At 72.1% G+C, this 18,633-nt stretch carries 12 protein-coding genes and 1 riboswitch; of the genes, 5 read left to right on the top strand and 7 right to left on the bottom strand.

The genetic code is table 11. The annotated features are described in order from the left end of the window. Positions 1-97: 97 nt before the first annotated feature. From sucD to AB0I83_RS10250, 5 genes are all read right to left on the bottom strand, one after another. Complete coding sequence (gene sucD / locus AB0I83_RS10270; protein WP_363304277.1) at positions 98-982, bottom strand: succinate--CoA ligase subunit alpha; 885 nt, start codon at positions 980-982, stop codon at positions 98-100. Between the two features lie 21 nt (positions 983-1,003). Next, positions 1,004-2,185, bottom strand: a complete 1,182-nt coding sequence (gene sucC / locus AB0I83_RS10265) for an ADP-forming succinate--CoA ligase subunit beta (protein ID WP_363304276.1) — start codon at positions 2,183-2,185, stop codon at positions 1,004-1,006. A gap of 330 nt (positions 2,186-2,515) precedes the next feature. Further along, entirely contained in the window at positions 2,516-3,697 is a 1,182-nt protein-coding gene (locus AB0I83_RS10260; protein ID WP_363304275.1) for a VWA domain-containing protein, read from the bottom strand. 80 nt (positions 3,698-3,777) lie between these two features. Beyond that, a complete protein-coding gene (locus AB0I83_RS10255; protein ID WP_363304274.1) occupies positions 3,778-6,096 on the bottom strand; it encodes a DUF5682 family protein in 2,319 nt (772 codons plus the stop codon). After that, a complete protein-coding gene (locus tag AB0I83_RS10250) occupies positions 6,093-7,205 on the bottom strand; it encodes an AAA family ATPase (RefSeq protein WP_356532835.1) in 1,113 nt (370 codons plus the stop codon). The genes AB0I83_RS10255 and AB0I83_RS10250 overlap by 4 nt, the downstream gene beginning before the upstream one ends. Before the next feature lie 197 nt (positions 7,206-7,402). Here AB0I83_RS10250 and AB0I83_RS10245 point away from each other — a divergent pair, with 197 nt between their 5' ends. Further along, complete coding sequence (locus AB0I83_RS10245) at positions 7,403-8,503, top strand: hypothetical protein (RefSeq protein WP_363304273.1); 1,101 nt, start codon at positions 7,403-7,405, stop codon at positions 8,501-8,503. A 98-nt stretch (positions 8,504-8,601) separates the two neighbouring features. Beyond that, entirely contained in the window at positions 8,602-10,248 is a 1,647-nt protein-coding gene (locus AB0I83_RS10240; protein ID WP_363304272.1) for a DUF5691 domain-containing protein, read from the top strand. Between the two features lie 301 nt (positions 10,249-10,549). Here AB0I83_RS10240 and AB0I83_RS10235 read toward each other — a convergent pair whose 3' ends face one another. Further along, positions 10,550-10,963 carry a cobalamin B12-binding domain-containing protein gene (locus AB0I83_RS10235; protein WP_031096529.1) on the bottom strand — a complete coding sequence of 138 codons (414 nt, stop codon included), beginning with the start codon at positions 10,961-10,963 and terminating at the stop codon, positions 10,550-10,552. A 344-nt stretch (positions 10,964-11,307) separates the two neighbouring features. On the opposite strand from AB0I83_RS10235, the gene AB0I83_RS10230 reads away from it, so the two are divergent. Both AB0I83_RS10230 and AB0I83_RS10225 read left to right on the top strand, forming a co-directional pair. Continuing rightward, the gene (locus AB0I83_RS10230) at positions 11,308-12,336 is read left to right on the top strand and encodes an alpha/beta fold hydrolase (protein WP_363304271.1); all 1,029 of its coding nucleotides are present in this window, start codon (positions 11,308-11,310) and stop codon (positions 12,334-12,336) included. A 260-nt stretch (positions 12,337-12,596) separates the two neighbouring features. Continuing rightward, positions 12,597-14,300: a peptidoglycan DD-metalloendopeptidase family protein gene (locus AB0I83_RS10225; RefSeq protein WP_363304270.1), complete on the top strand. Its 1,704-nt coding sequence runs from the start codon at positions 12,597-12,599 to the stop codon at positions 14,298-14,300. Positions 14,301-14,538: 238 nt separating this feature from the next. Here AB0I83_RS10225 and pcrA read toward each other — a convergent pair whose 3' ends face one another. Then, positions 14,539-16,977, bottom strand: coding sequence for a DNA helicase PcrA (gene pcrA, locus AB0I83_RS10220; RefSeq protein ID WP_356840107.1), 2,439 nt, complete (start codon positions 16,975-16,977; stop codon positions 14,539-14,541). 257 nt (positions 16,978-17,234) lie between these two features. Beyond that, positions 17,235-17,395: riboswitch (cyclic di-AMP (ydaO/yuaA leader) on the top strand. Between pcrA and AB0I83_RS10215 the strand changes: the two genes are divergently transcribed. Then, the gene (locus tag AB0I83_RS10215; RefSeq protein WP_356532847.1) at positions 17,394-18,542 is read left to right on the top strand and encodes an NlpC/P60 family protein; all 1,149 of its coding nucleotides are present in this window, start codon (positions 17,394-17,396) and stop codon (positions 18,540-18,542) included. It overlaps the preceding riboswitch by 2 nt. Positions 18,543-18,633 lie beyond the last annotated feature (91 nt).

Genomic DNA, 18,633 nt, shown 5'->3' with positions numbered 1-18,633 from the left:
GCCACCGGGTACGGAAACGGCGCGGGCCCGCGCCCCGTCGTGAACGGGGTGCGGGCCCGCGCCGTTTCCGCGCGGTGACGCGGTGACGCTGCGGCGGTCAGCCGCCGAGGATCGCGCGCGCGAGCTCGGCGGTCTCGGTCGGCGTCTTGCCGACCTTGACGCCGGCGGCCTCGAGGGCCTCCTTCTTGGCCTGCGCGGTGCCGGAGGAACCGGAGACGATGGCGCCCGCGTGGCCCATGGTCTTGCCCTCCGGGGCGGTGAAGCCCGCGACGTAGCCGACGACCGGCTTCGTGACGCTCGATGCGATGTAGTCGGCGGCACGCTCCTCGGCGTCGCCGCCGATCTCGCCGATCATCACGATGAGGTCGGTCTCGGGGTCCGCCTCGAACGCCGCGAGGGCGTCGATGTGCGTCGTGCCGATGACCGGGTCGCCACCGATGCCGACGGCGGACGAGAAGCCGATGTCACGGAGCTCGTACATCATCTGGTAGGTCAGCGTGCCGGACTTGGACACGAGACCGATGCGGCCGGGCTTGGTGATGTCGCCCGGGATGATGCCGGCGTTGGACTGGCCGGGGGTGATGAGGCCGGGGCAGTTCGGGCCGATGATCCGGGTCTTGTTGCCCTTCGAGCCGGCGTACGCCCAGAAGGCCGCCGAGTCGTGGACGGCGATGCCCTCGGTGATCACGACGGCCAGCGGGATCTCGGCGTCGATCGCCTCGACGACGGCGGCCTTCGCGAACGCCGGCGGGACGAAGAGGACGGACACGTTCGCGCCGGTCTTCTCGATCGCTTCCTTGACGGAACCGAAGACCGGGACCTCGTTGCCGTCGAAGTCGACGGAGGTGCCGGCCTTGCGCGGGTTCACGCCGCCGACGATGTTGGTGCCGTCGGCGAGCATGAGCTTGGTGTGCTTCATGCCCGTCGCGCCGGTCATCCCCTGGACGATGACCTTGCTGTCCTTGGTGAGGAAGATAGCCATGGTGTTGGAGTCCCTCGTCCCTTACTTCGCAGCCGCGGCGAGCTCGGCGGCCTTGTCGGCCGCGCCGTCCATGGTGTCCACGCGCTGCACGAGCGGGTGGTTGGCGTCGGAGAGGATCTTGCGACCCAGCTCCGCGTTGTTGCCGTCGAGGCGCACGACCAGCGGCTTGGTGACGTCCTCACCCTTGGACTTGAGCAGCTCCAGGGCCTGGACGATGCCGTTGGCGACCTCGTCGCAGGCGGTGATGCCGCCGAAGACGTTGACGAAGACGGACTTGACGTCCGGGTCGCCGAGGATGATCTCGAGGCCGTTCGCCATGACCTCTGCGGAGGCGCCGCCACCGATGTCGAGGAAGTTGGCGGGCTTCACGTGGCCGTGCTTCTCACCGGCGTACGCGACGACGTCCAGGGTCGACATGACCAGACCGGCACCGTTACCGATGATGCCGACCTCGCCCTCGAGCTTGACGTAGTTGAGGTTCTTGGCCTTGGCGGCGGCCTCGAGGGGGTTGGCCGCGGCCTTGTCCTCGAGCGCATCGTGGTCGGGCTGGCGGAAGTCGGCGTTCTCGTCGAGAGACACCTTGCCGTCCAGTGCCAGGATCCGGCCGTCCTTGGTCTTCACCAGCGGGTTGACCTCGACGAGGAGGGCGTCCTCGGCGACGAAGGTGTCCCACAGGGTCACCATGGCCTCGGCGACACCCTCGGCGACGTCGGCCGGGAACTTCGCCTGGGCCACGATCTCGCGGGCCTTGACGATGTCGACCCCGTCGACGGCGTTGACCGGGACCTTCGCGAGGGCCTCGGGGGTCTTCTCCGCGACCTCCTCGATGTCCATGCCGCCCTGCACCGAGGCCATGGCCAGGAAGGTGCGGTTGGTGCGGTCGAGGAGGTACGAGACGTAGTACTCCGCCTCGATCTCCGGGGACAGCTCGGCGATCATCACGTTGTGGACCGTGTGGCCCTTGATGTCCATGCCGAGGATGTCGGTCGCCCGGGCGACCGCCTCGTCGGGGGTGGCGGCCAGCTTGACGCCGCCGGCCTTGCCGCGGCCTCCGACCTTCACCTGCGCCTTGACGACGGACTTGCCGCCCAGCCGCTCGGTCGCCTCGCGGGCTGCCTCAGGCGTGTCGATCACTTCACCGGCCAGCACCGGTACACCGTGCTTGGCGAAGAGGTCCCTCGCCTGGTACTCGAACAGGTCCACGCGCGTCCGTCCCTTTTAGTGGTCTCGCGGTTCGTTTTCTGCGTGGGCGTGCCGCGAGGGCAACGTGACTGCGCAGTCACTAGGGAGGCGCACACGGTGACCCGGTACGCGGCATGTCCATCCGGCAGGTTATCCCCGCGCCCGGTCGGACCCTAAATTGCAGATCACACCTGAGCGGTGATAACAGTCACAGATCGCGCTGGTGACCGCCGTACGAGGGACAAAACGCCACGTCCTCGGGGCGGGCCGGAGCGACCCGCGCCCTGGAGCACGGACCGGTCGCGCCGCCGGACGGACGCGCCGGTACGCCGACGATCCGCCCCGGCGGCCTCATCCTCCGTGGTCGGGTATCGGCAGGGGCCGCCTCTCGAGCGCAGCGGCCATGACCTCGGGGAAGAGGTCGGGCGTGCAGGCGAAGGCCGGTGCGCCGAGCGCCGCCAGTGCGGCGGCGTGCTCCCGGTCGTAGGAGGGGGCGCCCTCGTCCGACAGCGCGAGCAGGGTCACGAACTGCACCCCCGACGCCTTCATCGCTGCGGCCCGCCTGACCATCTCGTCGCGGATGCCCCCCTCGTGGAGATCGCTTATGAGGACGACGACCGTCTCCGCAGGGCGGGTGATCCTCGACTGGCAGTAGGCGAGGGCCCGGTTTATGTCCGTACCGCCGCCCAGCCGGGTGCCGAACAGCACGTCGACCGGGTCGTCGAGCTGGTCGGTGAGGTCGACGACGGACGTGTCGAAGACGACGAGCCGCGTCGACAGGGTCCGCATGGAGGCGAGGACCGCGCCGAAGACGGAGGCGTGGACGACGGAGGACGCCATGGAACCCGACTGGTCGACACAGAGGATGACGTCCTTCTTCACCGATCGGTCCGTACGCCCGTATCCGACGAGTCGCTCGGGAACCACCGTGCCGGCGCCGTGCTGTCCGGGGAGCGGGACGTAGTTCCTGAGGTTGGCCCGGATCGTGCGGTCCCAGTCGATGTCCCGGTGGCGTGGCCTGCGGGCCCTGGCCGAACGGTCCAGCGCGCCGGTGAGCACGGCCCTCGTCCGGGTGGCCAGGCGGCGCTCGAGGTCCTCGGTGACCTTGCGCACGACGGCTCGCGCGGTCTCCCGCGTCGTCTCCGGCATGGCCTTGTCGAGGGCGAGCAGCGCGCCGACGAGGTGCACGTCCGGCTCGACGGCCTCCAGCATCTCCGGCTCCAGCAGCAGTGCGGCCAGCCCGAGACGGTCGATCGCGTCACGCTGCATGACCTGGACGACGGGGACCGGGAAGTACGTACGGATGTCGCCGAGCCAGCGGGCGACCGAAGGGGCGGACGCCCCGAGCCCGGCGGACCGCTCGGATCCGCCACGGCCGCTCTGTCTCCTCCCGCCGCCGTACAACGTGCTCAGCGCGCCGTCCATCGCCGCGTCACGGCCGGTGGGCGTGTGCCCCGTGCCCTCGGCACCGTCCGCGCCGAGCACCATGCGCCAGCGCCGCAGCCGCTCGTCGTCCCCTGATGCCCCGGTCATCGTCCTCTCCTCCTCCGCCTCCCTCTGCTCCGTCGTGGGCCGCGTCCCACCGGCCCCGGTGCCCGCCGTCGGGTGCGCGGTCATCCCGCCACCGCCCGTTCCTCGGGGGCGGGGAGGCCGAGCAGCAGCCGGACCACCGGGGTCACGGCGTCCGCCCGCTCCTCGTCGAGTCCCTCGCCGAAGCCCGGTGCCGGCGTTCCGCCCCCGCCGGCCGCCCTCCCGGGGCCCGGTCCGCGACGGACGAGTTCGCCCAGCGTCCGCCGGACACCTGGCTCGTACGACGCGAACGTACGGCGCAGCAAGGGGAGTACGCCGGTGAACGTCTCGGCCGGTATGCCCGTCAGCCAGGCGTCGACCAGGCCGAGGAGCCGTGTGTCGTGGACGAGCAGCATGCCGCCGCCCGAGGCTCCCCCGACGAAGCCCTCGATCCAGGCCGCCGCCTCGGCGGGTGGGGCGCCCGGGGACAGAGCCAGGGCCATCAGCCGTGCCGCCTCCTCCTCGGTCGCGCGCCCTTCGTCGAGGAGCACTCGCGTGGCGCGTCCCCGGACCGGAGGGGCGACCGTGTCCCTGGAGGCGAGTCTGCGCAGGGTCCCCGTCCAGCGCTCCGTCAGCCCGTCCGCCCCCACGGCGTCGCCGAGCAGTCCGATCGCGCCGTGGACACCGTCCAGCCGTCGGCGCGCCAGGTCGGCACTCTCCGCGTCCAGGCCGGTGCAGGCGGGCGGCAGACCCACGCAGACACGGCGGGCGAGACCGACCGCGACCTCGCCGAGTGCCGTGGTGCCCGTGGACCGCACGTCCCCGTACCTCATGGAGCGGGCCAGGGCGGGCAGGGCGTCCGCGAGGTGGCCGACGTCCGCGTCCAGGGCCGCCCGGTCGGCGAGTGCCCGCATCACGACGGGCAACGCCTCGGGCAGCCCGGCCAGGAGGCACTGCTCGGCGAGCGTGGTGACCTCGGCGAGTGAGGACGCCGAGACCGCATCCGACTCGGCCCTGGCGGTCGCGGCGCCCAGCACGGTGGTGCCCCACACACCGGCTTCCGCGACCCGCACGAGGAGTTCGGGCTCCCAGCGCAGCCGCCAGCTCTCCCGGAACGTGCCCGTGCTGCCCCGACCGGCGGCGGGTGTGCCCCACGACACATCGAGGAGCCGCAGCCGGTGCAGCAGCCTGCTGCGGGCCGCGTCGTTGTCCTTGCGCAGATCGAGCTCCAGTTCGCGCGGCTCCGCCTCCGGCCCGAGCCGCAGGGAGCGTTGCTGCCGGGTCAGGTCGCGCTGGAGGGGAACGGCGGGGGCGCCGTCCGGGACCTCACCCAGGATCTCGCCGACGACCAGGCGGTCGTGCACGAGGGCGAGCGGCACGTCGGAGCCCCCGCACATGACGGCCCTGACAGCGTCGGTGGCCTCCGCGAGCCCGACGGCCGGGCGCCCCCGGAGGGCCGCCAGTGTCCCGGCCAGCCGGACGGCCTCGATGACATGGGCCGAGGAGACTGGCATGTCCTCCCCGCGCAGGAGTCCGGCGACCCTGGTCATCCAGCGTTCGACGGGGCGGTCGGGCGAGCCGAAGAGGTGCCCGTACCAGCCGGGTGACTCGATGCCCGCGCCGTATCCACTGCGCCGGGCGAGCCTGCGATGGGTCCACGGCACCCAGGTCAGCTCGGTCCTGATCCTGGGGATGCCTCTGAGGAGGGAACGGTCGGCGGCGACCGTCGTCCTCGCGGCGAGCGCGGGGACGTGCCAGGCGCCGCAGACCACGGCGATGTCGTCTCCGAACTCCTTGCGGGCGGAGCGCAGTCGCAGGCGCATGCAGGCCTCCCGGACGGCGTCCTGGGGGTGTCCCCCGTCCCCGTACGCCTCGCGCAGCGCCGTCATCGCTTCGGCGAGTGCGGCGAACGGCGCACACGCGTCGGTCCGCGCCCCGGCCTGAGAGCGGTGCTCGACGACGTCCTCCCACCATCGCTCGGGGTCGTCGTACCCCGCGGTCCCGGCCAGGATGCCGATGGGGTCGATGCCCAGGTCGCCGTCGTCCTGGCCGTCCTCAGGACGCTCCCTCATCGCAAGGGAGTTGGCGGCGGGCAGGTCCACGAAGCGCACCGGCACCGCGTGCGCCAGCGCCCAGCGGATCGCCACCCACTCGGGCGAGAACTCGGCCATCGGCCAGAACGCGGCCCGCCCGGGGTCGTCCACGGCATGGGCGAGCAGCGCGACGGGTGGCCGCATACGGCCGTCGGCGGCGAGCGGCAGCAACGCGTCGCCCTCCGGCGGCCCTTCGACGAGCACCGCGCGCGGGCGCGCCGCTTCCAGGGCGGCCAGCACCGCGCGGGCGGACCCCGGACCGTGGTGGCGCACCCCCAGCAGCAGCGGTCCCCCGGACGGGGCGGCGGCCCCCGGTGCGCGGGGCGTCATACGGAGGCCTCTCGGCAGGCGCGGTAGAAGTCCTTCCAGCCCTCGCGCTCCCGGACCACGGTCTCGACGTACTCCTGCCAGATCACGCGGTCCGCGGTGGGGTCGCGGACGACGGCGCCGAGGATTCCGGCCGCCACGTCGTCCGGACGCAGGACGCCGTCGCCGAAGTGGGCCGCCAGCGCGAGGCCTCCGGTGACGACGGAGATGGCCTCGGCCGTGGACAGCGTCCCGGAGGGGGACTTGAGTCTGGTGCGGCCGTCGGTGGTGACGCCGTCGCGCAGTTCCCGGAAAACGGTGACGACGCGGCGGATCTCGGCCATTCCGTCCGGGGCGGCGGGCAGGTCGAGCGAGAGTCCGATCTGGGCGACGCGCCGGGACACGATGTCCACCTCGGCCTCGGCGGTCGCGGGCAGAGGCAGCACCACGGTGTTGAACCGGCGGCGCAGGGCGCTGGAGAGCTCGTTGACCCCCCGGTCGCGGTCGTTCGCGGTGGCGATGAGGTTGAACCCCCGGACCGCCTGGACCTCCTGGCCGAGCTCGGGGACGGGGAGCGTCTTCTCCGAGAGGACCGTGATGAGCGCGTCCTGGACATCGGCCGGGATACGGGTGAGCTCCTCGACCCTGGCGGTCATCCCCTCGGCCATGGCCCGCATGACGGGGCTCGGCACCAGGGCCTCCCGGCTGGGCCCGCTCGCCAGCAACTGCGCGTAGTTCCAGCCGTAGCGGACGGCTTCCTCGGGGGTGCCGGCGGTGCCCTGGACGAGCAGTGTGGAGTCCCCGCTGACGGCCGCGGCGAGATGCTCGGAGACCCAGGTCTTGGCGGTGCCCGGCACGCCGAGGAGCAGAAGGGCGCGGTCCGTGGCGAGTGTGGTCACGGCGACCTCGACGAGTCGGCGCGGGCCCACGTACTTCGGCGTGACGAGCGTGCCGTCCGGGAGCGTCCCACCCAGCAGGTACGTGGAGACGGCCCAGGGCGACAGCTTCCAACGGGTGGGCCGAGGACGGTCGTCGGCTGCCGCGAGCGCCTTCAGCTCGTGGGCGAAGGCATGCTCGGCATGCGGTCTCAGAACTTGGCCGCCGGCTGCGCCGGTCTGTGCGGACACGGTCATGGATCCCCCTCCGAATCGGTCGAACCGATGCGGTTTCCACCGTGCACCACGGCACTGACAATCGGTCCCGGCCGCCGCTCGCTCGGAACTGCTCCCCTTCGCCCGGACGTCTCCCAAAGACTCCGCAGGCTCACTCCGCGGCAGGCATGACCGCAGGTCCGACGGCATTGTCAGTGGGGCGCTCTACCGTCGGTCCCATGCTGCTTTCACAGGGGGAGGAACCCGCGCGGACCGCCGACCCGGCGACCGGCCGGACCGTGGCGGACCGCCTCGGCGGGGCTTCGGGAGGCCGGGCTTCGGACGGCGGGGCTTCGGACGCCTCGGCCGCCGGGCGGTCACGCGCGGCGGAGCGGCGCGCCGACCGCAGGGCCGAGCGCATCACGGGCGGGGCGCGGGAGCTGGAACAGCGCCTCGCCGATCTGCTGCGCGGTGGACTCGCGTCAGCGGAGAGATCCGACCACACGCTCTGGGAGGAGACGGCGGCCCGCATGGTCGACGCCCAGGCGCCCGGACTCGCCGGCCGTGTTCGGGAGTTGGGATCGGTCCCGGCATCGGGGCCGGGCTGGCCGGCGCGGCTGCTGGAGGAGTGCGCGCTGCTGCACCTGCTGGACACCGCCTGGATCGGACTGGACGGGCTGCCCGCCCCGCTGGCCGCCACCGTGCGTACGAGAGTGGGGCTGACGGCTTCGGCCGAGGGCCCCGCCGTCCGCGACCGCTGGCTGGTCCTCGCGCAGCACGACGCACCGGACGGCCGGATCGTCACCCGCCGCATCTGGCTGTACGGAGGTGAGTCGGGGCAGACCGCGCTGCTGCTGTCCTTCGGGGCTGCCGGACGCGCTCCGGCGCTGAGCCTGCCGGCGGGTTCCGTGATCGACGCCGAGGTCACTCCTTACCCCGGGGGCGGGCGGCTGAGGGCCGAACTGGGACAGCGGTTCGGCGATCCCGCGCCGGCGGCCTCACCTCCAGTCGGCGGTACGACGGCCGACGCGGTCGCCGCCTACGGCCGGGCGCTGAGGGACGACCCCTGGCTGGACGCCTGGCCGGTCGTGCTGCGCGAGGTCATACCCGCGCCGTCCGGGGACGGCTGGCGGTTGATCAGCTCGGTGGACGGCTCCGCCCTGCCGGTCGCGCCCTCAGCGTGGGCACGGCCGGGGCTGTGGCGGCTCGTGGCGTTCTCCGGCGGTGAACCCCTGACCGTGTTCGGCGAGTGCGGGCACCGGGGCTTCGAGCCGCTCGCGGCGTGGTTCCCCGAGTTGTCCGACGGCATCGGCGCGAGGGGGATCGTGACGCTCGCCTGACGCACCGGCCGACGGTCCACGTCGACGCCGGACCCTGCGGCGGCAATGCATGCCCACGACCCGCGATCCCCGATTCCCGGACGACCGGAGGGAACCCGATGCCCATCACCAGCACGACAGCCGGTGCGCCGACGAGCCCGGCAGCGCCGATGAGCGGCCCCTGGGAGGATCTCGTCACCGCGGCGCTGCTCGGCACAAACCGCCGCCCCCTACGGGCGGACGACGGGAAGCCGGCCGGTCCGGTCGCGCTCCTGGATGCGGCGGCTCTGCACACCGTCCGGCGCCGTGCCGCTCTGCGCCCGGCACCGAAGGCCGTGCCGCCCGCTCCCGCACCCGCCGATCCCCGGCCGCCGATCCCGGCGGCCGCCCGGCTCCGGCTCGCACAACTGCTCGCGGACCGCTCGGGTTCGTCGGGCGGCGGACGCCGGGGCACGGCTCCCGATCTCACCGAGCTCATCCCCCAGTGGCTGGCCTCGGCGGGTGCGCGCGGTTACCGGGCGCCGGCCGAGCTGCTGCCGGCGCTGCTGGACGCGGCCAGAGCACGCACGGATCTGCGTCCGCACGTGCTGGCGTTCGCCGGGCCGCGCGGGCTCTGGCTGGCAGGGCTGAACCCCGAGTGGAGGTTCGCGCTGCGCGCCACGTCACGTGGGGCGCACCGGCCGGACGCTGCGGACCCGGAGTCGGTGCGCCGACTTTGGGCGGAAGGGCTCTTCGCGGAACGGGTGGCGCTGCTCGGTGCCGTACGGGAGCGTGATCCAGGCGCGGCCCGGGCCCTGCTCGCCGGAACATGGTCCACGGAACGGGCGGAGGACCGGCTGATGTTCCTCGACTCCCTGCGGGCGGGCCTTTCCGGTGCCGACGAGCCCTTCCTGGAGGAGGCCCTGACGGACCGCAGTCGGATGGTCCGCACCACTGCGGCCGAACTGCTCTCCGCGCTGCCGGAATCGGCACTCGCCGGGCGGATGGCGGCCCGCGCGACGTCGTGCGTGAATCCCGACCGCGCGGGGGACGTCCTGTCCGTAGCCGTGGAGGCGCCGCACGAGTGCGACGCGGGGATGGAGCGCGACGGCCTCGTGCCGGTGCCTCCCTCGGGTCGGGGCGAGCGGTCCTGGTGGCTGGGGCAGTTGGTGGAGGCGACTCCGCTCGGCGTCTGGCGCGTGAGGTTCGGGGGCCGGGGGGCGCGGGAGCTCGTGGCGCTCCCGGTCGCCGACGGCTGGGGCGCTGAACTGCACGCCGCCTGGTGCCGGGCGGCAGTGCGGCAGCGGGACCCTGAATGGGCGCGGGCTCTGCTCGGCACCCCGTCGACACCTCCGGCGAACGGCCCGGGGACCGCGTCCCTGGCGCAGCGCTCGCAGCTCCTCGCCACGCTGCCCCCGACCGAACGGGCCCTCTGGGTGGCGGACTTCATAGCGGCGCACGGTCTGTCCGAGGCGTTCCAACTGCTCGGCGTCTGCCCCGTGCCGTGGGAGGGCCCGCTCGGCCGGTCGGTGGTCGACGCCCTCGACATCGCGCGGGACGCCGGGAGTTACCCGTGGAGCTTCAGCGGGGTGATGGGCCTCGCGGAGCGCTGCCTGGACCCCGCCGAGGCGGACCGGCTCGCGGTGCTCACCACCACACCGGACGAACCGGAAGGGGCGTCACCGGGCGCGGGCGGCTACTGGTCGGAAGCGTTCCAGCGCCTGGTGTCCACGCTGCGCCTGCGCGCCACGATGGAAGCGGAACTGACGCCGGACAGCGCGGACTGAGCGCTCGCCCCGACCCGGGCGGCCCGGCAGAGGGACGGCCCGGCAGGGGCGCCCGGCAGCGCCATCAGGCCCCCGCGGCGCGGAGCCCGAGCCGCCCGGGCACCGATCCCGGGCGGGCCCTTCCCGAGCACCTGCTTCGGGGCCTCGCCGGGGGCGGGCACAAGGGGGCCTCGCCGGGGCCACACCGGGACACCGCCGGGCGGCATGCGGACCTCGCCGGGGCCTCCGGGCGGCATGCCGGGCCGTGTCCCGCCGGCGTACGGGCGGTGTTCCCGGGCAGCCCGCCGGCGGACGCTCCGGTTCAGGCCTCGGCGGGCTGGCGGACGTGAGCGTTGACCCAGTCGACGATCGAGGTCGTCGTCGCACCAGGGGTGAAGATCTCCGCGACGCCCTGCTCCTTCAACGGCGCGATGTCCGCCTCGGGGATGATGCCGCCGCCGAACACCTTGATGTCCTCCGCGTCGCGCTCCTTCAGCAGCTCGATCACCTTCGCGAAGAGCGTGTTGTGCGCGCCCGAGAGGATCGAGAGGCCGATGGCGTCGGCGTCCTCCTGGATCGCCGTGTCCACGATCTGCTCGGGGGTCTGGTGGAGCCCCGTGTAGATGACCTCCATGCCCGCGTCACGCAGGGCCCGCGCGATCACCTTTGCACCTCGGTCATGGCCGTCGAGGCCCGGTTTGGCAACCACCACACGGATCGGACCGGTCACACCCATCAATGCCTCCACACGCGTCTCCCGTACCTGAAGGGCCGGGGATGTGAACGAACGTTATCCACAGCATCCCGCACAGCGTCGTTTCGCGGTGGACCGGGAGGGGGAAATCACACACGGGACATGTTCGCCAAGCGTCGTTCTCCGCACCGAGCGGCCCAGGGGCCGTGCGGTGAACGGCGCCAGGGGAGCCGCAACGAGGTCGTCGTACCACCGTGCCGTCAGCCGCACGGCACGGTGGTACGGCCCCGGCCGCTCAGGCCGCGGGCCGCCTCCGCAGCGACTCCCCGTGAGGGCGTACGGGGCAGGGAGCCGCCTCCCCCGCATGCCGGTGCAGGAGGTCGGCCATGAAGGTCCTGTCCTTCCTACCCCCGTTGCTGCGCGGGCCGTGCCCGCGTCCCACCTGGCTGTCCTCGGCGCTGGTCAGAGCCACCGCCCTGGAGCTGGCGATCCTGGCCGGGCACGTGCTCATCTATCCCACGGGCCTCACTCCCGAACGCAGAACCCCCATCGCGCCGTCCGACCGGACATCCGGAACCCGGCCCCGTACACCACCGAAGCCGGACTCCGGACCGGCCGGCGGCGCGGAACCGGGTCCCGCGCCCGCAACCACGCCCCCGCCCACATCCGCACCCACGCCCGCATCCGGATCCGGCAGGATCACCCGTTCGGCCGACACGTCCGCCCCGCCCACGGCGATCGGCGAGCGCCCGCCGGTCGTCCTGCTGCACGGTTTCATCGACAACCGTTCCGTGTTCGTGCTGCTCCGCCGCTCACTGGCGCGAAACGGCTGGCGTCGCCTGGAATCACTCAACTACTCGCCGCTGACCTGCGACATCCGCGCGGCGGCCGAGCTGCTGGACCGCCATGTCGAGGAGATCTGCGCCCGCACCGGGCACGATCGGGTCGATGTCGTGGGCCACAGCCTCGGCGGCCTGATCGCGCGGTACTACGTGCAGCGGCTCGGCGGCGACCGCAGGGTGCGCACGCTCGTCACCCTCGGCACACCGCACGGCGGCACCGCCGTCGCCCCACTGGCCGGGGCGCACCCCATCGTCCGGCAGATGCGCCGCGGCTCCGACCTGATCGAGGAACTCCGCCTCCCCGCCGCTGGTTGCAGCACACGGTTCGTCAGCTTCTGGAGCGAACTGGACAGGGTGATGCTCCCGGTGGAAACGGCCTGCGTGGACCACCCCGACCTGGACGCGGTGAACGTGCGCGTCACGGGCATCGGTCATCTGGCCCTTCCGGTGCATCCGGCGGTCGCCACCGCCATACGCGAGGCACTGGGGGCCCCGCTCGGGTGCGCACCCGAAGGCACGCCCGAGTCGGGCAGTTCGGCCATCCGCACCCCGGGGGCCGCCTCCGTGGCCTGATTCCTGGCGGCAGATCACCCGACATCTCCGACGGAAAGGACCGCGAACCGCCCCTCGATTAGAACGAATTTCGAACATAGAGCCAAACATGGTTCCGCCGTCCACCGAAAGGCAGCCGATTGCCCGATTCCTGAGCGGCTGGAGGCCGCCGAAGATTGTCGTCCCCTCGTACCGCCGGGTACAGTCGCGGCCACTGCTCACCCCGGGATCCCCCCACAGACCCCGGAAGAGGTCCTGCTGCCGAGGCGAGAGAGAAGTTGGTGAACGACCAGCACCCCCACGCCGGGTACGTCGGATACGACAGTCCCACCGGCAGCTACGAAGTCGACCCGCTCTTCGGAAACCTGCCGGGTCAGCAGGACAGCAGCCATGAGACGTACGGCGGCGGTTACACCACGTACGACGGTTCCTACGGCGGCAACGACGTCGGGTCCTGGGACACCGGAGCGCACCAACAGGCCCAGTACGACGCCTATGCCGCCCAGGCCCACCCACAGGCCCCGCAGAGCTACGACACCGCCGACACCGCGGCCTGGCAGCCCGGTTCCGGGATCCCCGCCCAGTACGGCGCGCCCGACGCGACGGGCCAGTGGGACACGAGCGGTTGGGACCACACCGGCGGCGCCGACCAGTGGGCCACGGGCGACACCGGCGCCTTCGCCACCACGACGTTCGACAGCACCGTCTACACGACAGGCACCTACGCCGCCCCCGCCTTCGAGACCGCGGGGTACGAAAGCTACGCGGCCCCCGACACCGGCACCTACGACGCCACCGCCTGGAACACCGGCGCCACGCCCGAGAACGCCGCGTACGCACCCGAACAGACGTCGTATCCCTCGTACGAACACCAGCCGGCTTCCTACGAGTCGTACGGCACGGCCGAGTTCGGCCCCCAGGACACCCCCGGCTCGCACGAATCCCCCGGCTCGCAGAGCACCGGCTTCTACGACTCCCCCGGCGCGCACGTCGATTCCGGCACCGCCGACACCGGGCAGACCGATCTGTACGCCCCCGAGGCAGGCCGGACCGACGGGTACGACACGCGGTCCTCGCAGACCGAGGCGTACGAGGCCGAGCACGCGCACCCCGCCGACCGCGACGAGGCCCACGAGGCGGGGACGGGGCACGCGGAGCAGACTCAGGACGTCGCCGACCTGACAGCCGAACCGGCGTCCGTCCCCGTACGCCCCGTGAGCCGCTCCGCCCCGCGCAACGGCGGCGGCCGGGGCCGCCGCCGTACCCCGGCGAAGCGCTCCGCGCTCCTCACCGTCGCCGTGCCCTCCGCCTGCGTCATGAGCGTCGCCGGTATCGCCGCGGCCTCCGTCGGCGGTGTGGGCGGTGCCGAGGAGACCAAGGAGGACACCACGTCGATGGCGGCCGCCGACACGGTCAAGCCGGCCGTCGCCAACAACAAGCTGGACACCCAGCTGGCCAACCTCAGCGCCGACGCGGAGAACTTCGCCGACCGTGCCAGCCGCACCCAGGAGCGCATCGACCTGAAGGAGCGTCAGGCCGCTGACAAGAAGAAGCGCGAGGAGGACGCCGCGCGCCGCGAGGCCGCGCGCCCCAAGTTCGCCCTGCCCGTCTCACAGCACGGCCTCAGCGCCAGCTACGGCCAGGCCGGTGTGAACTGGATGTCCGTGCACACCGGTATCGACTTCCCGGTCACCTACGGCACGCCCGTGATGGCGGCGACGGACGGCACCGTGCGGACCCAGTGGAACAGCGCCTACGGGAACATGGCCATCGTGACCGCGGCCGACGGCACCGAGACCTGGTACTGCCACCTCAGCACCACCAAGATCCGGTCGGGTCCGGTCAAGGCGGGCGATGTCATCGCCTACTCGGGCAGCTCGGGCAACTCGACCGGCCCGCACCTGCACTTCGAGGTACGGCCCGGCGGCGGCTCGGCGATCGACCCGATGCCGTGGCTCGTCAGCCACGGCCTCAACCCGAACTGAGACCGTCCGGCACCTGGAGGACGGCGGTGCAGGACCGCGGTGCAGGACGGCGGGGGCCCGGCGCGCGGCCCCACGCCGTCTCCACGTACACGACAACTTCGCGCGCACGCCACGCCCCCGCACGCGAAAACGGCACGCGACCCTGCGCCGCCCCCCGCACGCGACAGCGGAACGCAGCCCCGGCCCTCCCAGCCGGAGGGCCGCCCGCAAGCACGCCCCCCGTTCCGGCGGGTCCGGGTCAGAGTTTCTCGACCGGTGCGTAGCGCAGCAGAAGCTTCTTGGGCCGCTCGTCGCCGAAGTCGACCGTCGCCTTCGCCTGGTCGCCGAACCCGTCGACCGCCGTGACCGTCCCCAGGCCGAACTGGTCGTGCGTGACCCGGTCCCCCACCACCAGCGTGACGACGGGCTTCTCGGAGGTGCGCCGGGTCGCGAACCCCGCCGGCCCGGACTTCGAGCGCGACGAGGACAGCGACGACGTGATCCCCGAAGTCGGGCCCGCCGGAGCCGCCATCGGCCCCTTGCGCTTCCACTCCAGGTGCTGGTCCGGGATCTCCTCCAGGAAGCGTGACGGCGGGTTGTACGCGGGCTGACCCCACGCACTGCGCATCGCCGCCCTGGTGAGGTAAAGGCGCTCACGGGCACGCGTGATGCCCACGTACGCCAGCCTGCGCTCCTCCTCCAGCTCCTTGACCTGTCCCAGCGCCCGCATGTGGGGGAAGACGCCGTCCTCCATGCCGGTCAGGAACACCACCGGGAATTCGAGCCCCTTGGCGGTGTGCAGCGTCATCAGCGTGACGACACCGGAGCCGTCCTCGTCCTCGTCGGGGATCTGGTCGGCGTCTGCGACGAGCGCGACCTTCTCCAGGAACTCGGCCAGTGTCCCGGAACCCTCGTCCTCCGCACGCTCCTGCTCGAACTCGAGCGCGACGGCGGCGAGTTCCTGGAGGTTCTCGATACGGGTCTCGTCCTGCGGATCGGTGGAGGCCTGGAGCTCGGCGAGATAGCCGGTCCGCTCCATGACGGCCTCCAGCACGACCGCCGGACCGGCGCCGGACTCCACGATCGTGCGGAGTTCCTCCATCAGCGTGTTGAACCGCCTCACGGCGTTGGTCGACCGGGCCGCCATGCCGTACGCCTCGTCGACGCGGCGCAGGGCCTGCGGGAAGGAGATCTTCTCGCGCATCGACAGCGCGTCGATCATCGCCTCGGCCCGGTCGCCGATACCCCGCTTGGGCACGTTGAGGATGCGGCGGAGCGGGACCGTGTCCTCGGGGTTGGAGAGGACCCGGAGGTAGGCCAGGACGTCCCTGACCTCCTTGCGCTCGTAGAAGCGCACTCCGCCGACGACCTTGTAGGGGAGCCCGACCCGGATGAAGATCTCTTCGAAGACACGGGACTGGGCGTTCGTACGGTAGAAGACGGCGACGTCGCCCGCCTTCGCCTCCCCGGCGTCCGTGAGGCGGTCGATCTCGGTGGCGACGAACTGCGCCTCGTCGTGCTCGGTGTCGGCGACGTAGCCCGTGATCCGGGTTCCGGTGCCGGCGTTCGTCCAGAGGTTCTTGGGGCGGCGGCTCTCGTTGCGCTCGATCACGGCGTTGGCCGCGGAGAGGATCGTCTGGGTGGAGCGGTAGTTCTGCTCCAGCATGATCGTCTTCGCGTCCGGGTAGTCCTCCTCGAACTGGAGGATGTTGCGGATGGTCGCGCCCCGGAAGGCGTAGATCGACTGGTCCGCGTCACCGACGACACACAGCTCGCCGGGGGCGTCTGCCTCGCCCGCGGGTCCGACCAGCTCGCGCACCAGGGTGTACTGCGCGTGGTTGGTGTCCTGGTACTCGTCGACCATCACGTGCCGGAAGCGGCGGCGGTAGTGCTCGGCGACGTCGGGGAACGCCTGGAGCAGGTGGACCGTGGTCATGATGATGTCGTCGAAGTCCAGTGCGTTGGCTTCGCGCAGCCGCGCCTGGTAGAGCGCGTACGCCTGCGCCAGGGTCTTCTCGAGACCCTCGGCGGCCTGACCGGCGAAGGTCTCCTCGTCGATCAGCTCGTTCTTCAGGTTCGAGACCTTCGCCGTGAACGACTTCGGCGGAAAGCGCTTCGGGTCGAGGTCGAGATCGCGGCAGACCAGTGCCATCAGTCGCTTGGAGTCGGCGGCGTCGTAGATCGAGAACGACGAGGTGAAACCGAGGAGCTTCGACTCGCGGCGCAGGATCCGCACGCAGGCGCTGTGGAACGTCATGACCCACATGGCGTTGGCGCGCGGGCCGACGAGGTCCTCGACGCGCTCCTTCATCTCGCCCGCGGCCTTGTTGGTGAAGGTGATCGCGAGGATCTGCCCCGGGTGCACCCCGCGCTCGGCCAGCAGATGAGCGATGCGGTGGGTGAGCACCCTGGTCTTGCCCGACCCGGCACCCGCGACGATGAGCAGCGGGGACCCGGCGTGCACGACGGCGGCGCGCTGCTCGGTGTTCAGCCCGTCGAGCAGCGCGGCGGAGTCGACGACGGGGCGCGGCGCGCCGTCGCGGTAGTAAGCGTCGCGGGGCTGCGGCGGGGCGTCGAAGACCTCCCCGAAGAGGCCCTCCGGCACCGCTTCGGGCGCGTGCTCCTCGGGGGGCGGCGGGGGGCCTGCCTCTGCTTGCTGGAGGCCGGTCAGGAAACTGTCGTCAAAGAGGCTGCTCATCGCCTCACAAGTCTAGGCGGACGCACCGACAGCCCGGGCCGCATCGGTGACAAGGACCCGCTCCGCGCACGCAACGGGACGAACCGCCGACGGTGCGTGAGTATCCGGACCGCCGCGCGACGGCCCGGAACCGCGTCGGAGAAAGGTCACGAAAACGTATCGGGCATATCGACCATCAACCTTCACACAGGCACCACAAGTTGGTTAGCGTGCTGCGACGGGTGTCCCGTAACCGATCGAGGCGAACCACGCCGCGCGGGCACCCTCCGCCGAATCCGTACTCCCACGAGGGAGCGCGGAACCGGGGACCCACACGCAACACCGGGGTGAATCGGTCCGTCTCCGCCGGACCGTAGGGCAGCCTTCCGTTCCGCCCGAACCCGACAGCTAACCCGGTAGGCGGTCCACGGAAGGAGATGCCGGTCTTGGCATCGCATCGCAAGCGGCGCACGCGGCTGCGCACGACCACACCTGTGGTCGGTCTCACGACGGCGGCGCTCGCCTCCGTCACCCTGCTCTCCACCCAGAGCGCGACGGCTGCCCCGGCCGAGCCCAAGCCCAGCATCGAGGAAGTGCAGAAGAAGGTCGACGCCCTGTACCGGCAGGCCGGTACCGCGACCCAGCAGTACAACCAGGCGAAGGCGTCGTCGGCCGAGCAGCGCTCGAAAGTGGACGCACTGCTGGAGGCGGCGGCCCGGCGGGCCGACAAGCTCAACGAGACGCGCCGCGAACTGGGGGGGTACGCCGCGGCCCAGTACCGCAGCGGCTCGATCGCCCCGACGGCGACGTTCTTCCTGGCGGACGACCCGCAGTCGTACTTCGACCAGGACCAGCTGATGGCAAGGATGACCAGCCAGCAGCAGAAGACGGTCACCGACTTCCGTACGCAGCAGAAGGAGGCGGCGGCGAAGCGCGTCGAGGCGACGAAGAGCCTCGAGACGCTGACCAAGTCGCAGGCCACCCTGCGCGGCAGCAAGCAGCAGGTGCAGACGAAGCTCACCGAGGCGCGCTCGCTGCTGTCGAAGCTGACCGCCGAGGAGAAGGCGCGGCTCGCCGGGCTGGAGCGCAGGAAGGAGGCGGAGGCCAAGCGCAAGGCCGACGAACTGGCCAGGCAGCAGGCCGCCGCGGACAAGGCGCGGTCCGGGCGCGCCTCGAAGGAGACCGCCCAGAAGGACGCGGGCTCCGGCACGGGAACCGGCTCCGACAGCGGCTACGCGTCGAAGGCCGACAAGGTGCTGGCCTTCGCCCGCGCCCAGATCGGGAAGCCGTACGTCTGGGGTGCGACGGGGCCGTCCTCGTACGACTGCTCCGGGCTCACCCGGGCGGCCTGGAAGGCGGCCGGTGTCGATCTGCCGCGTACGACGTGGGACCAGGTCAAGGTGGGCACACGGGTATCGACCTCGAATCTGCAACCCGGTGACCTGGTCTTCTTCTACGACGACATCAGCCACGTCGGCATCTACAAGGGCGGCGGCATGATGATCCACGCGCCCAAGCCGGGTGCGAACGTCCGCGAGGAGTCGATCTACTACATGCCGATCTACGGCAGTGTGCGCCCGGCGTGACACGTCGGGGGCGACGCACCCGGTGACCGCACCCGGTGCGACACACGACTGACGGCTCACCGCCGGGAGCCGTGGAGGGGGCCGGGATCGC

The organism is Streptomyces sp. NPDC049970 (assembly GCF_040660235.1).
Lineage (GTDB): Bacteria > Actinomycetota > Actinomycetes > Streptomycetales > Streptomycetaceae > Streptomyces.
This window is presented reverse-complemented; position numbering and strand designations above follow the sequence as displayed.